At 76.3% G+C, this 14678-nt stretch carries 11 protein-coding genes; 9 read left to right on the forward strand and 2 right to left on the reverse strand.

Features of this window, described 5'->3' with window-relative positions; all coding sequences use genetic code 11:
* Positions 1-12 precede the first annotated feature (12 nt).
* Entirely contained in the window at positions 13-3270 is a 3258-nt protein-coding gene (locus tag FJR00_RS07640; RefSeq protein ID WP_238330381.1) for a glycosyltransferase, read from the forward strand.
* Positions 3267-5267: a DUF5719 family protein gene (locus FJR00_RS07645; RefSeq protein ID WP_141338177.1), complete on the forward strand. Its 2001-nt coding sequence runs from the start codon at positions 3267-3269 to the stop codon at positions 5265-5267. The genes FJR00_RS07640 and FJR00_RS07645 overlap by 4 nt, the downstream gene beginning before the upstream one ends.
* Positions 5268-5295: 28 nt before the next feature.
* Here FJR00_RS07645 and FJR00_RS07650 read toward each other — a convergent pair whose 3' ends face one another.
* Positions 5296-5682 (reverse strand): metallopeptidase family protein, encoded by a 387-nt coding sequence (locus tag FJR00_RS07650; protein ID WP_075958779.1) that lies wholly within the window; start codon positions 5680-5682, stop codon positions 5296-5298.
* A gap of 82 nt (positions 5683-5764) precedes the next feature.
* On the opposite strand from FJR00_RS07650, the gene FJR00_RS07655 reads away from it, so the two are divergent.
* The 4 genes from FJR00_RS07655 to FJR00_RS07670 are packed head-to-tail and all read left to right on the forward strand — an operon-like array spanning position 5765 to position 9120.
* Positions 5765-6136, forward strand: coding sequence for a DUF3499 domain-containing protein (locus FJR00_RS07655; RefSeq protein WP_075958780.1), 372 nt, complete (start codon positions 5765-5767; stop codon positions 6134-6136).
* Between the two features lie 46 nt (positions 6137-6182).
* Positions 6183-7616, forward strand: a complete 1434-nt coding sequence (locus FJR00_RS07660; protein ID WP_141338178.1) for a phosphomannomutase/phosphoglucomutase — start codon at positions 6183-6185, stop codon at positions 7614-7616.
* On the forward strand, positions 7609-7830 hold the full coding sequence (locus FJR00_RS07665; protein WP_141338179.1) for a Trm112 family protein: 222 nt from the start codon (positions 7609-7611) through the stop codon (positions 7828-7830). Before FJR00_RS07660 ends, FJR00_RS07665 begins: the two co-directional genes overlap by 8 nt.
* A 3-nt stretch (positions 7831-7833) precedes the next feature.
* Positions 7834-9120, forward strand: coding sequence for an SIS domain-containing protein (locus FJR00_RS07670; protein ID WP_141338180.1), 1287 nt, complete (start codon positions 7834-7836; stop codon positions 9118-9120).
* Positions 9121-9202: 82 nt separating this feature from the next.
* Here FJR00_RS07670 and FJR00_RS07675 read toward each other — a convergent pair whose 3' ends face one another.
* Positions 9203-10834, reverse strand: coding sequence for an HNH endonuclease (locus tag FJR00_RS07675; protein ID WP_181409542.1), 1632 nt, complete (start codon positions 10832-10834; stop codon positions 9203-9205).
* Between the two features lie 132 nt (positions 10835-10966).
* Here FJR00_RS07675 and kynA point away from each other — a divergent pair, with 132 nt between their 5' ends.
* The 3 genes from kynA to FJR00_RS07690 are packed head-to-tail and all read left to right on the forward strand — an operon-like array spanning position 10967 to position 14641.
* Complete coding sequence (kynA, locus tag FJR00_RS07680) at positions 10967-11899, forward strand: tryptophan 2,3-dioxygenase (protein ID WP_075958785.1); 933 nt, start codon at positions 10967-10969, stop codon at positions 11897-11899.
* Positions 11892-13148: a kynureninase gene (locus FJR00_RS07685; protein WP_141338182.1), complete on the forward strand. Its 1257-nt coding sequence runs from the start codon at positions 11892-11894 to the stop codon at positions 13146-13148. Before kynA ends, FJR00_RS07685 begins: the two co-directional genes overlap by 8 nt.
* Entirely contained in the window at positions 13145-14641 is a 1497-nt protein-coding gene (locus tag FJR00_RS07690; protein ID WP_141338183.1) for a mycothione reductase, read from the forward strand. Before FJR00_RS07685 ends, FJR00_RS07690 begins: the two co-directional genes overlap by 4 nt.
* The last annotated feature ends 37 nt before the right edge of the window (positions 14642-14678 follow it).

The raw sequence follows: 14678 nt of genomic DNA on the forward strand, positions 1-14678 counted from the left end.
GACCCCACCTCCGTGACGACCCCCGGCGGTCGGGCCCGGGTGGACGACGTCTCCGTCGTCGTCCTCACCCGGACCGACGGCCCGTCCCTGGACGGCCTCCTCGACGCTCTCGCCGCCCAGTCCCGCCGTCCCGGTCGGGTCGTCGTCGCCGGGGTCGACCCCGATGAGCCGCGGACCCGCGCCGCCTTCGAGCACCCGCTCGTGCGGGAGCACCGCGTGCCCCTCGTCCTGCGTCCCCCCGCCTCCGCGGGGTCGGAGGACGGCACGGCGACGGACGGGACCGCGACCGACGCGACGACCGCGACGCCGGGGCGACCGCCCCGCTGGCAGGCCGTCGAGGACGCCCGGTCCGTGCTGCCGGTGCATCCGGAGCACTGGCTCTGGCTGCTGACCGACGACAGCCTGCCCGAGCCGACCGCGCTCGCCGCCCTCGCCGCCGCCGTCCGGCGCAACAGCCGGGTGGGCGTGGTCGGGCCCAAGCTCGTGCGGGCCGACGACCCACGGCTGCTCGTGGGCGTCGGTCACCACGTCACTCCGGCCGGTCGCGAGGTCGACCTGCGACGGGCCGCGCTCGTCGACCAGGGCCAGCTGGACCTGCGCCAGGACGTCCTCGGCGTCCCCCTCGTGGGGTCGCTGGTCCGCAGCGACGCCCTCGAGACGTCCGGCGGGCTCTCGCCCGAGTTCGGCGACGACGGGGTCGAGGGGCTCGACCTGGGCTGGCGGGCCCACCTGACCGGCCACCGCGTGGTCGTGGCGCCCGACGCCGTCGTGCGGACGGGGGACGACGGCCTGGGGGTGCAGGACCCGCGGCGCACCCGGGTGCGGCAGCGCCAGCTCGCCCTCGCCCGCGGATCGGCCTGGTCGGCTCCGTGGCGCGCGCTGGGGGTCGTCCTCACCAGTGCGCTGGCCGCCCTCGTCCTGCTGCTCGTCAAGCGTCCGGCCGAGGCGGCCGACGAGTGGGCCGACGTCCGCGCGGCCCTCGCCCCGCTGCGCGGGTGGCGGGCCCGGCGGCAGTTCCGTGGGCGACGCACCGTGCGACCGCGGGACCTGCGGGCCCTCTTCCTGCCGGCCACGGCCGGTTGGCGGTCGACCGTCGAGACGCTCGGGGACGCGCTCGACCCTCGTGCCCGGACCCGCCGCCGGCAGGCGGGGCCGGCGGCCGGCGGTCGTGCGGTGCCCGAGACCGGACCGGTCTCGGACGAGCTCGCCGAGATCTCCGGCGAGGAGGAACGGCGCCCCTGGGCGAGTTGGCCGTTGGCGCTGGCGGTGCTCGTCACGACGGCGGCGACGGTGTGGGGGTGGCGCCAGCACCTGGGCGACCTGCGGCCGGGCGGTCCCGGACTAGTGGGGGACGAGCTGGGCCCGGCGGCCACCGGGCCGGCCGGCCTGTGGCGCTCGGCGCTGGACGGCTGGCGCGGCGGCGGGCTCGGGCACGACCACCCGCCCGAGCCCTGGCTGCTGCCGTGGACCGCGCCCACCCTGCTCGTCGACGCCGTCGCGGGCCCCGGGGGCGCGCCGAACGCTGCCGGGGTGGCCCTCGGGTGGCTCCTGCTGGCCGCCGCCCCGGTGGCGCTCGTCACGGCATACCTCGCCCTGCGCCGGGTGACCCACCGGCGGTGGCTGCGCGCCGCGCTCGCGCTGGGCTGGGCGGGAGCCACCCCGCTGGTCTCCGCGACGCAGGACGGACGGGTCGGTCCCGTCGTGGTGCACCTCGTGGCGCCTCTCCTGGTGGCCGGCTACGTGGTCGCCGCCACCCGAGGTGGCGGGACGCGGCGCACGGCCGCGGTCTTCGCCACCGTGCTGGGCGTCGCCCTGACCGCCCAGTGGGTGCCCCTCGTCCTGGTCCCCGCCACCGTCGCCGGGGTGCTGGTGCTGCTGCTCGGCAGCTGGGGGACCCGGTGGCGGGGCGCGGTCCTGGCCGCGCTTCCCTGGGCCCTCCTGCTCCCGTGGCTGCCGGCCCTCCTCGCCGACCCCGTACGGCTGCTGGGCGGGGCGGGGGCCACCGTGGCCGCACCAGCTCTCCCGGCCGGCGCCCCGGCCTGGCAGACCGCCCTGCTGGTGCCGGGAGCTGCGCTCGACCCGTCGGACCTCTCGGCGGCCCCGCTGTGGGCCGCCCTGGTGACCTGGACAGCGGCGCTCGCGGCGACCCTGCTGCCCGGGAGGTCCGGACGTCGTGCCGGGGTGCTCGTGGTCGGCGCCCTCCTCGGCCTGCTCCTGGCGCTGCTGGCGCCCCGGGCCGGGCTGGGCGTCCTGCCCGCCGGGCACGCCGAGGCCGGTCTGACGGTCACCGCCTGGAACGGGTCCATGCTCTCGGTCAGCGGCGCATCGCTGCTGCTCGCGACGGCCCTCCTCGTCGACCGGTCCTGGCGCGCCGAGGGCCGCCGCCGGAGGGAGCCGTGGCGTGCCGCGGTCCGGCGCCCGCGGGCCGTCGTGGCGGGACTGACCGCCGCGGTGGTGGTGCTGGCCGCGCTCGTCCCCCTGGCGGTCGCGGTCTGGCGTCCGCCGGCCGACGGGCTCCTCGCCGCCCCACCGGCCCTGCCTCCGGTCGCCGCGGCCCAGGCCGACGGCCCGTCCGCCCCCCGGACGCTCGTGCTCACCCCGGTCGGGGAGAACGAGGTCGTGGTGGACCTCGTGGGACGGGAGATCGAGCCGGCCAGGGTGCTGCGGGACCGGACCACGGAGCTGGCCGTGGGGGTCAGGCCGGCGGGCCCGGTCGAGGAGGTCGCCCGGACGGTCGTCTCCGACGGTGGCGCCGGGGCGGTCGCCGGACTGCTCGAGCTGGCCGCCGGCTACGTCCTCGTCGCCGCCGAGGAGGACCATCCGCTGGTGGGCCGGGTCGACGCCCTGCCCGGGCTGACGAGGGTGGGCGGGCCCCAGGGGCAGGTGCTGTGGCGGATGAGCGACAACGAGGCCGCCCGGGTGCGGGTCCTGGACGCGGACGGCGGCCTGGTGTCGCGCGTGCCCAGCCAGGGACCGCACGGGGTCGCGGCCGGCCGGGTCGAGGACCTGCCGGACGGTGCGACGCTCCACGTCGCCGAGGGGACCGGATGGTCGCAGGTGGCCCGGGTCGCGGTCGACGGGGAGGACGTGGCGGTCGGCGCGGACGGGGAGGTCGCCCTGCCGGAAGGGACCCACGACCTCGAGGTGCGGCTCGCCCGCCCGTCCCTCCCATGGCACCTGGTCGCGCTGGTCCTGACGCTGGTCACCGCCTTCCTGGCCCTTCCGTTCGGACGACCCGAGCCGGACACCACCGAGGAGGAGGAGCCGTGAGCCCCGACGAGCAGACTCCGGGCACGGACACCGGACCGGGCACGGACCCTGTGGGCACGGACCCTGTGGGCACGGAACGCTCCGAGGGCGGGGACCCGGGCGAGAGCGGGGACCCCGCACCGGAGGCGTCCGGTGCGACCGTGGCGCGGCCTCGTCGGGCCCGCTGGTGGCGGGGAGCCGGTGCCGCCCTCGTCCTGGCCGGGCTCGTGGGGGCTGCCGCAGCCGTCGACGGCGGATCCCTCGGCCGGTCCGTCCCCCCGGCCGCCGGTCCGGGCGACGCGGCCGTGACCGCGGGCCCCTCCGACGTGACCCTGGTGGACTCCGCCGCCCTCGCCTGCCCCGGCGCCGCCGCCGACGAGGTGCCGGTCCGGGTGGTCGCCGCACGGGCCCCCACGACGCTGCTGACGGACGACGTCGGTCCCGTGCCCGGGCAGGACGCTGCCGACGACGCGGCGACGACCACCGCGCCGTCCTCGCCGCTCGAGGGCCCGTCCGAGGGGGATGACGACGACGCGAGCTCGACGCGGTCCCCAGGAGGGACCGCACGCTTGGTGCTCTCCGGCGACAGCGACGGGAGCCGCCGCCTGCCGGCCGACGAGGCCCTCGGTGTCGACCTCGCCGAGGCCCGCGCGGCCTTCGTCCTGGGCGAGGGCGGCGCGGCGCCCGGCCTCGTCGGGGCGCAGCTGGGGGTCGGCACGGAGGCCGGGGCGCGCGGGGCCTCCCTGACCCCCTGCGTGCAGCCGGCGGAGGAGAGCTGGCTCGTGGGCGGGGACGGCCGTGCGGGCGGGACGGAGCGGCTCGTGCTGAGCAACCCCGGCCCGGACCCGGTGACGGTCCAGGTGCGCGTGTGGGGCAGCGAGGGCGAGGCGACCACCACGGGCGCCGGTGGGATCGTCGTGCCGGCCGGCGGACGGGTGGAGCGGCTGCTGGACGCCCTGGCACCAGGGGTCCCCTCGCCGGTCGTGTCGGTGACGGCCACCGGGGGCCCGGTGTCGGCGCACCTGCACCTGCTCGTCCGGGACGGCACGACCGACCTCGGCTCCGGCACGGTGGCGCCGGGAGGGACACCGGGGCCGGCCACGGACCTGGTGGTCCCCGCGCCGCCCCCCGCCCCGGAGGGCTCGGAGCACCGGGCCGTGCTGCGGGTGCTGCCTCCCGGCGACGAGGAGGCCGTCGTCGACCTCGTCGCGCTCACCGAGGACGGGGCGGTCCGGCTGCCCGACCTCGTCACGCGGGTCGCGGCCGGACGCACGGCCGAGATCGACCTCGCCGACCTGCCGCCCGGGACGACCGGTCTGCGCGTCCGGTCGGACGTGCCCGTCGTGGCCGCCGCGGGCGTCGAGGTCCTGCCTGCCGAGGGTGAGCCCGAGGAGGCGTCGCGGGACGACGCGGAGACGACCGATGCGCCGGAGGACGAGGCGGACGCCACCGCCGCGCCGGCGGACGAGACCGAGGCGACCGCCCCGTCGACCGACGAGGCGGAGACGACCGCGGCGCCGGCGGACGAGGACGGAGCCACGAGCGACCCGGGCGGGGACGACGCCGACTCCACCGCGGTCCCGCCACGCTCCCGCGAGGAGCCCCTGGTCCGCCCCGCCGGGGAGCTGGCGTGGGTCGCTGCCGGCCTGCCCTCGAGCAACCCGGTCGGCATCGCGCTGCCCGACCCGGGCGTCATCCCGGCAGGCACGTCCCGGCTGGTCGTCAGCGCGGTCGACGCGACCACGGCGACCGTGCGGTGGCTGGATGCGGAGGGTGGGACCACGACCGAGGTCCTCGACCTGGCGAACGACACCGGACGCGGGCTGCCGGTGCCTGCGGACGCGCGTGCCGTCTGGATCACCACGACCGACCCGTTGGGGGAGGGCCCCGGAGCCGGCGTGGTGGCCGCCGTGCACGTGACCGGGGCGGACGGGCGTGGCCCCTTCGTGGCCTCGGCCACGCTGCCCGAGGTGCCCTGGACCCGGACGGTGACCACCGTCCGCCCCGCGGTGCCCTGAGCCGCAGGCCCCGCGGTGCCCTGAGCCGCTAGAGGAGGTCCTCCGGGTCGCGGCCGTACATCCGCGCCAGCTGCTCGGCCATCACCTCCAGCACCAGGGCGGCGAGCTCGGCCTCGTCGTGGGCCCGGTGGGTGACGGGGCGCCGGTAGACCACCATCCGGGCCGCCAGCGCGCGCTCGGCGGGGAAGAGCCGTCCCAGCGGCACGCCGTCCTCCCAGGGGGCCGGGTCCGAGGGCGGCACGTCCTCCACCGCCAGCTCCACGCCGAGCTCGTGCCCGAGCCGGTGCTCCAGCGTCTCGGCGGCGTCGAGGACCATCTCGTCGAAGCGGGCGGCCCGGGTCGTCATGACGGGGACGCGCGGCCACGCCAGCGGCCCGCGCATCCCCCGGCCGTGCCGGTCCCGACGCCTGGTCACGGTCCCGACCCTAGTCCCTGGGCCGGAGGTCGACGGGGTGCCTCCACGGGAATGTCGGCCGGGGCACCTACAGTGGGGTGCTGTGACCGTCTCCCGCCAGTGCTCCAAGACAGCGTGCGTCCGCCCGGCGTCGTCGACGCTGACCTACGTCTACGCCGAGCAGACGGCGGTGCTGGGACCGTTGGCGACCTACGCCGAGCCGCACTCCTACGACCTGTGCGAGGAGCACGCCGGCCGGCTCACGGTGCCGCGCGGGTGGGACGTCGTGCGGATCGAGCTGCCGGAGGGCGAGCCCCGGCCACCGGTGGACGACCTGGCCGCCCTGGCCGACGCGGTCCGGGAGCACCGCGGGTCGGTGGTGCACGTCGACGGGCACGGCGGGGGCGAGGGCACCGGCGCCACTGTCACCGAGATCGCGCGCCGCGGCCACCTGCGCATGCTGCGCGACCGCTGAGCACGGGGTCCGTCCCGCAGGGTCCGCGTCGGTACCCTTTCCTGCTGTGACCTCCGTGAGACTGGCCGACGTCGTCAAGGCCTACGACGTGCGTGGCCTCGTGCCCGAGCAGCTGGACGTCGAGGTGGTGCGGGCGCTCGGGTCCGCCTTCGCCCAGGTCGTGGTCCTCCCCGAGGAGGAGGCCGGGGTGGTCGTCGGTCACGACATGCGCGACTCCTCGCCGGAGCTGGCGCGCGCCTTCGCCGCCGGGGTGGCGGTCCACGGCGTCGACGTCACGATGATCGGGCTGGCCTCGACCGACCAGCTCTACTACGCCAGCGGGGCGCTGGACCGGGCCGGCGCGATGTTCACGGCCAGCCACAACCCGGCCGCCTACAACGGCATCAAGCTGTGCCGGCGGGGCGCCCGGCCGGTGGGGCAGGACTCCGGGCTCGCGGAGGTCCGCGACCTGGCCCAGTGGCTGCTCGACCGCGGCGGTCTGCACGAGCTGCCCACCCCGGGGAGACCGGGGGCCCTGGACGAGACCGACGTGCTCGCCGACTACGCGGGTTACCTGCGCTCCCTGGTGGACCTGCGCGGAGGGCGTCCGCTCACCGTCGTCGTCGACGCCGGCAACGGGATGGCCGGGCACACCGTGCCCGCCGTGCTGGACCATCCGGACATGCCGGTGCGGGTCGTGCCGCTGTACTTCGAGCTCGACGGCACCTTCCCCCACCACGAGGCCAACCCGCTCGTGCCGGAGAACCTGCGCGACCTGCAGGCGGCGGTCGTCCGGCACGGGGCCGATCTCGGCCTGGCCTTCGACGGCGACGCCGACCGCTGCTTCGTCGTCGACGAGGGCGGCCGCCCGGTGACCCCGAGCGCCATCACCGCCCTGGTCGCCGCCCGGGAGATCGCCAAGGAGGTCGCCGCGGGCGCCGATCCGTCGTCGGTCGCCGTCGTCCACAACGTCATCTGCTCCCGGGCCGTCCCCGAGACCATCGCCGCCCTCGGCGCGCGCCCGGTGCGCACCCGTGTGGGGCACAGCTTCGTCAAGGCGCAGATGGCCGAGCACGAGGCGGTCTTCGGCGGCGAGCACTCGGCCCACTACTACTTCCGCGACTTCTGGTACGCCGACACCGGGATGCTGGCGGCGCTGCACGTGCTGGCGGCTCTGGGCGAGCAGGACGGGCCGCTGTCGGCCCTGGTCGCCGCCTACGACCGGTATGCCGCGTCCGGGGAGATCAACTCGCGCGTGGCCGACGTGGCGGCCGCCGTGGCGCGCGCCCGGGACTGGGCCGAGGCGCAGGGGGCGGTCGCCGACACCCTCGACGGTCTCGTCATGACGAGGGAGCAGGCGCCCCTGTGGTGGTTCTCCCTGCGGGCCAGCAACACCGAGCCGCTGCTGCGGCTCAACGTCGAGGCCGCCGACACCACGACCATGGAGCAGGTCCGGGACGCCGTCCTGGGGCTGGTACGACAGGAGGACGCAGATGGCTAGGCCGCAGTACGAACCGTGGGTGCGGGAGATCCTGCGCTGCCCCGTCGGAGGGCACGAGCTCGTCGACGTCGTGGACGAGGACGGGCAGCCCGCGCTGCAGTGCGCCCAGGACTGCGACGGACCCGGCCGGCGGCGTCGCTTCCCCGTGGTCGACGGCATCCCCGTGCTGCTCGCCGACGACGCGACCGTCGTCGCGGTCGGGGACGAGGACTGACCCGTGGCCCCCCACCTCGACGAGGCGCTCCTCGACGACCCGGACGAGCTGCAGGGCAAGGACTCCCGCGGCACCCTCCGGGCGCTGGCCACCGCCGGGGCCCAGGTCCGCGAGGCCCTGCACCTGGGCCGGGAGGCCGGGATCGAACGGTTGGCAGACCAGGGCCGGCCCCGGTCGGTCCTCGTCGCCGCGATCGGCGGCTCCTCGATCGTGGCCGAGGTGCTCGAGCTCCTCGCCGAGCCGGGCTCGCCCGTGCCGGTGCAGGCCCGCCGCAACCTGCCCCTGCCGGGCTGGGTCGGCCCGATGGACCTGGTCGTGGCCGTCTCCCTGTCCGGCCGGGCGCCCGGCCCGCTGGCGGTCGCCGCCGAGGCCGCCCGTCGGGGCGCCTCGCTGCTGACGGTCGGCGCGGACGACTCGCCGCTGGCCGAGGTCACCCGGCGGGCACGCGGCATCCACGTGGGTACAGGCCGGGGCCGGACCAGCTCCCGGACCTCCCTGTGGACCATGCTCACCCCGGTGCTCGCGGGCGCCGACCTGCTCGGGCTGCTGGACGCCCCGGACAGCGTGCTGACCGCCGTCGCCGACCGGCTCGACGAACGGGCCGAGGAGCTGCGCCCCACCTCCGAGTCGTTCGTCAACCCGGCCAAGCTGCTCGCCCTCCAGCTCGCCGAGACGGTGCCCGTGGTGCTCGGCGACGGGCCGCTGGGTGGGGTGGCCGCCGCCCGCGCCTCCTCCATGCTCGCCCGCACGGCGCGGATGCCGGCTCCCTTCGGCGAGCTGCCCGACGCCGCCAGCGGGATCGTCGCCTGCTTCGACGGGCCCTACACCCACCGGGGCGGGCCGCGACCGGGCACGTACGACGAGCGGCGGATCCGGCTGGGCGACATCGACACCAGCGGCTGGGAGCCGCACCACTTCGACGAGCCGGAGGGGGAGCTGATGGAGCGTCGCCGCAGCCCCGACGGAGGTCGGGACATCTTCGCCGACCCCTTCCTCGACGGGCCGACCCTGCCGCCGCTGGGGCTGCTCATGCTGCGCGACGCCCCCGCCGACCCGCCCACCCGGGAGTCGGTCCAGGCCGACGCGCTCACGGAGGCCGTGCTCACCACGGCGCAGGAGGCCGGGGTCCGCGTCATGGAGGTCCGCGCCGGCCCCGGGGCACCGGTCGTCCGGCTCGCCGACCACGTCGCCATGGTCGACTTCACCGCCACCTACATGGCGCTCGGTCTGGGGCTGGACCCCTCGGTCAGCCCGCACGTGGCGGACCTGCGCGACCGCACCGGCGGCTGAGCCCCCGACGTCCACGACCCGGCCGGTCAGGCCGGCCCGGTTGGGCCGGCGTGGTCAGGCCGGCCTGGTTGGGTCGCCCTGGTCAGGCCGGGACGCCCATCCCGTCGTCGTCGAGCTCCTCGCCGAGCCCGTCCCACTCCTCGGTGAACCTCTCCCACGATGCGGTGTCCTGGTTCCAGTCGTGCACGAGCCGCTCCCACTCGGCGACGAGCTGGCCCCGTCCCTTCTCCGGGTCGCCCCCGTCCCCTGCGGTGCGGCCGGACCACCACGGTGGTCGTTCGCCGTGCCACCGGGCCCCGAGGTCCTCGAGCGTGTCGAGCACCGGGGGTGGCTGGGAGTGGTGGACCTGGCCGTACCGGGTGCGGACCCTCACCGCCCGCGTGCCGTCGGCCGCCGTCACCACCTCCGTGCGCAGCTCCTCGGTCTCCTTGTCGAGGTTGCACGCCCGGCACAGCCCCTGGCCGTTGTCGGCCGTGGTGGCGCCACCGTCCCGTGCCCTGGCCACGTGGTCGACGTCCTGGATCGGTGCGTGGCAGTAGGGCATCGCGCACTCCTGGTCGCGGGCGACCACGAACCTGCGCAGCGGACCGGTGAAGCACCGTCGGCGCCCGTCCACCTCAGCGAGCGTGGAGTCGACCGGGTCGAGCAGGAGCCGTCGCAGCCAGGCCCTGGCCTCGCCGACCTCCACGTCCCGGGTGCTGCCGGAGGCGGCGATCATGCGGGCCAGCGCGGCCGGCACCGGCCCGTAGCCCGGTGCGCGGGCCGGGTCCTCGCCCTCGTCGAGCAGGGCCCGGTCGGTCATCACCAGGCCGATCTCGACGGGCACGCCCTCGCGGGCGGGATCGACGCCGGTGACGCGCCGGACCAGCTCGTCGGCGCGCAGCTGGGCGACCGTGGGGACCTCGCCCTGCCCGGGGGTGCCGTCCCCGCCTCCCTCGGCCGCGGACGTGGCGGCCAGGTGGGCCGCCCGGGCGCTCTCCTCCAGCGACCGGTGCAGGGCGACGCCCTCGACCAGCGGCAGCAGGCCGCTCAGCCGGACCATCCCGTCGGCCGCGGGCCGGATCGAGACGTAACGGTCCCCGACCGCCCTGGCGTGCCGCTCCAGGAACCCGCGCTTGTCCGCCTCGTAGGCCAGCGACGCCGCCCTCCGGGCCAGCCGGCCCTCCGAGCAGGTGCCGAGCGTGGGCGCCAGCAGCGCGTCCACCTCCCGGGCCTGCTCGTCGGTCAGCCCCCTGGTCTCCTTCTCGACCAGCGACGCCGCCCATTCCGAGACCCGTCCCTCACGGAAGGCGGCCAGGGTCTGCGGCAGCCGGTCGTGCAGGGCGCGGGCCAGCCCGATCAGCGACCGGGACCGCTGCGGGGAGACCCTGCGGGCGAGCGACACCTCCAGGGTCACCCCCTCCCGCTCCCGGCGGCGGTGGCCCAGCTCGCCCTCCCTGGCCTGGCGGTCCACCGCCGCCTGCTCGTCCAGGTCGACGGTGACGGCCGCCTGCGCGGCGGCGCACACGTTCTTGAGCCGTTCGAGCTCGGCGAGCGTGGCCACCCGCTCCTCCTGCGTGAGCGGCTCCCCGGGCCCGGCCAGCAGGTCTGCCACCTCGCGGACCCGCACCAGGACCGCAGGGGCCGGGTCGGCCAGCTCCGGGCCGGCCAGGGGCAGCACCGGGACGGGTGCTGCCCGCGGTGGTGCCGGACCACCGTCCGTCGCGATCGGCATACCCTCCATCTGCACGTCCCCACCCCTTCCGTCGGGTGCACCCCTCCTCCCGAGGTGCCGTACCGGCACGCTAGGGCAGAGCACCGACAGGCCCGCTGACCTGCACAGATGTCGATGTGCCAGACTCCACCCGTGAGCAACGCCGCCCGCGACCACGCCGACGACCCCGTCACGCGCCATACCCGCGCCGTCCGCGACCTGGAGAGCGGCATCGAGCGGGACTTCGACCGCAACCTGTCCTACGGGGAGTACCTCGACCTGCACACGGTGCTCTCCGCCCAGCACCCGCGCGCGGTCCCGCCGCGCCACGACGAGCTGCTCTTCATCATCCAGCACCAGACCTCCGAGCTGTGGCTCAAGCTGATGCTCCACGAGCTCACGTCCGCCCGGCAGCTGATCCGCAGCGACGACCTCCAGCCGGCGCTCAAGCGGGTCGCGCGGGTCAAGCACATCCAGCACACGCTGACCGAGCAGTGGTCGGTGCTGGCCACCCTGACGCCGAGCGAGTACGCCCTCTTCCGCTCCTTCCTGGCCACCGGGTCCGGCTTCCAGTCGTGGCAGTACCGCGCCGTCGAGTTCTCCCTCGGCAACAAGAACGCGGACATGCTCCGCGTCTTCGCCCACGACCCGCAGGTGCACGACGAGCTGGAGCGGCTGCTGCACGAGCGCAGCCTCTACGACGAGGTGCTCCACTGGCTCGCGCGGCAGGGCCACCCGGTGCCCCAGGAGGTGCTCGAGCGTGACGTGACCCTGCCCTACGAGGCCTCCGAGGGGGTCGTCGACGTGTTCGCCGCCGTCTACGCCGACCCGGAGCGGCACTGGGTCGAGTACCACGTCGCCGAGGACCTCGTCGACGTCGAGGACAACTTCCAGGTATGGCGCTTCCGTCACCTCAAGACGGTCGAACGCATCATCGGCTCCAAGCGGGGGACCGGCGGCAGCTCCGGCGTGCCCTTCCTGCGGCGGGCCCTGGACCTGACCTTCTTCCCCGAGCTCTACGACGTGCGCACCCGGATCCAGGACGTGACGCCCGACGGGTACCACGGAGGTGAGGGCCGTGCGTGAGGTCCCCACCCGCGACGACGCGCTCGCCCTCGACGCCGCCGACCCGCTCGCGGCCTTCGCCGCCGAGTTCGAGCCGGCACCCGACGTCGTGGCCTACCTGGACGGCAACTCGCTGGGACGGCCGGTCGCCGGGACCGCCGAGGAGATGGCCCGCTTCGTCCGCGAGGACTGGGGCACCCGGCTCATCCGCAGCTGGGACGAGGGGTGGATGGGCTGGCCCGAGCAGGTCGGGGACCTCGTGGGCCGGGCCGCCCTGGGGGCGGCGCCGGGGCAGACCGTCGTGGCCGACTCGACCACGGTGCTGCTCTACAAGGTGCTGCGGGCGCTCGTGGACCACCAGCTGGCCCTCGACCCCGCCCGGACCGAGCTGGTGCTCGACACCGACAACTTCCCCACGGACCGCTACGTCGCCGAGGGGGTCGCCGCCGAGCGGGGGCTGCGGCTGGTCTGGATCGACGTCGACCCGGCGGCGGGCGTCACGCCGGAGCAGGTCGCCGACGCCGTCGGTCCCGCCACCGGGGTCGTGCTGCTCTCGCACGTGGCCTACCGCTCCGGCTGGGTCGCCGACGCCGAGGGGATCACCGGCGTCGTGCACGAGGCCGGGGGGCTGGTCCTGTGGGACACCTGCCACTCCGCCGGGTCGGTCCCGGTCCGGGCCGACGACTGGGGCTGGGACGCGGCGGTGGGCTGCGACTACAAGTACCTCAACGGCGGGCCGGGCGCACCCGCCCACGCCTACCTGGCGGCGCGGCTGCACGACGTGCCCACGCTGCGCCAGCCGGTGCAGGGCTGGATGGGGCGGCGCGACCCCTTCCTCATGGAGCAGGGCTACGTCCCCGCCCCGGGGGTGCGCAGCCTGGTCAGCGGCACCCCGCCGGTCGTGGGGATGGTGCCGGTCGCCCGGGGTGCGGGCATGCTCGAACGGGCCGGGATCGAGCAGGTCCGGGACAAGTCGCTGCGCCTGACCGACCTGGCCCTGGCCGTCGTCGACTCCTGGCCGGACGAGCTGGGGGTCGTCGTCGCCAGCCCCCGGGACCGCGACCGGCGCGGCGGGCACGTGACCCTGCGCCACCCCGCCTTCGCGGAGGTGAACCCGCGGCTGTGGGCGCGCGGCGTCATACCGGACTTCCGTTCCCCCGACGGGCTCCGCCTCGGGCCCGCGCCGCTGTCGACCCGGTTCGTCGAGCTGTGGGACGGGCTGGCGGTGGTCCGGGAGGAGCTGGCGGCGGCGACTAGCCTGTCCGGGTGAGCGAGAGCACCGGCACGGATCCCGAACCCACCCGCTTCGACCTCGTCGTCATCGGCAGCGGGTCGGGCAACTCCCTGGTCACCCCCGACTTCGAGGACCGGCGGACCGCCGTGGTCGACCGCGGCATCTTCGGCGGCACCTGCCTCAACGTGGGCTGCATCCCCACGAAGATGTTCGTGCACGCCGCGGAGGTGGCCCACACGGTCCGCGACGCCGCGCGCTTCGGCGTCGACGCCACCCTCGACCGGGTCCGGTGGGACGACGTCCGGGACCGGATCTTCGGCCGGATCGACCCGATCAGCGAGGGCGGGCGCGACTACCGCCGAGACGCGCCGCACACCGAGGCCTTCCTGGGGCACGCCCGCTTCGTCGGCGACCGCGAGCTCGAGGTGCGCATCGCCCACCCGGGCGGAGCCCACGAGGTCGGCAGCGTCCACCGCATCCGGGGGGACCAGGTCGTCGTCGCGGCCGGCAGCAGGCCGCACATCCCCGCGGTGATCGCCGACTCGGGAGTGCCGTACCACACCTCGGACACGGTCATGCGGATGGACGAGCTGCCCGCCAGCATGGTCGTCGTCGGGGGCGGGGTCATCGCCGCCGAGTTCGCGCACGTGTTCTCCGCGCTCGGCGTCCGGGTGACCGTCGTCAGCCGCGGGGAGCGGCTGCTGAGCCAGGTCGACGCGGAGATCTCCCGGGCGTTCACCGAGCTGGCGCGCGACCGCTGGCACGTGCACCTGCGCGCCGCCCCCGTGGCGGCCCGCCGGGGCGGGGACGGGGTCGAGCTGGAGCTGGCGGACGGCACGACCGTGACCGGGGAGGGCATGCTCGTGGCCACCGGCCGGGTGCCCAACAGCGACGGCATGGGGCTGGACGTCGCCGGGGTGCAGGTGCGCCCCGACGGGCGCGTCGAGGTCGACCAGCACGGACGGACCACGGCACCGGGCGTGTGGGCCCTGGGCGACGTCAGCTCGCCCTACCAGCTCAAGCACGTGGCCAACCACGAGGCCCGGGTGGTCGCGCACAACCTCGTCCACCCCGAGGACCTGTGGTCCTTCGACCACCGCTACGTGCCGGCCGGCGTCTTCAGCCACCCGCAGGTGGCCACGGTCGGCCTCACCGAGGCGCAGGCGCGCGAGCAGGGGTATGACGTGACGTGCAAGACCCAGGCGTACGGGGACACCGCCTACGGCTGGGCGATGGAGGACACGACCAGCCTGTTCAAGCTGGTCGCCGACCGGCGCACCGGCCACCTGCTCGGCGGGCACGCCATGGGGCCGCACGCGGCGAGCCTCATCCAGCCGGTGATCCAGGCCCTGAGCCTGGGCGGGCCGACGGGGCCGCTCACGGCGCTGCAGCTGGCGCGCGGGCAGTACTGGATCCACCCGGCGCTGGCGGAGGTGCTGGAGAACGCCCTGCTCGGGCTGGAGGTGGCGCCCTACGAGGACGTCACCGCCGACTACGACCCGCAGGGCGAGGACGCCGCCGCGTCGTAGCACCACGGTCCTGTCGGGGCCGACCCGTAGCATGGCC

The organism is Ornithinimicrobium kibberense, from assembly GCF_006519705.1.
GTDB lineage: Bacteria > Actinomycetota > Actinomycetes > Actinomycetales > Dermatophilaceae > Ornithinicoccus > Ornithinicoccus kibberensis.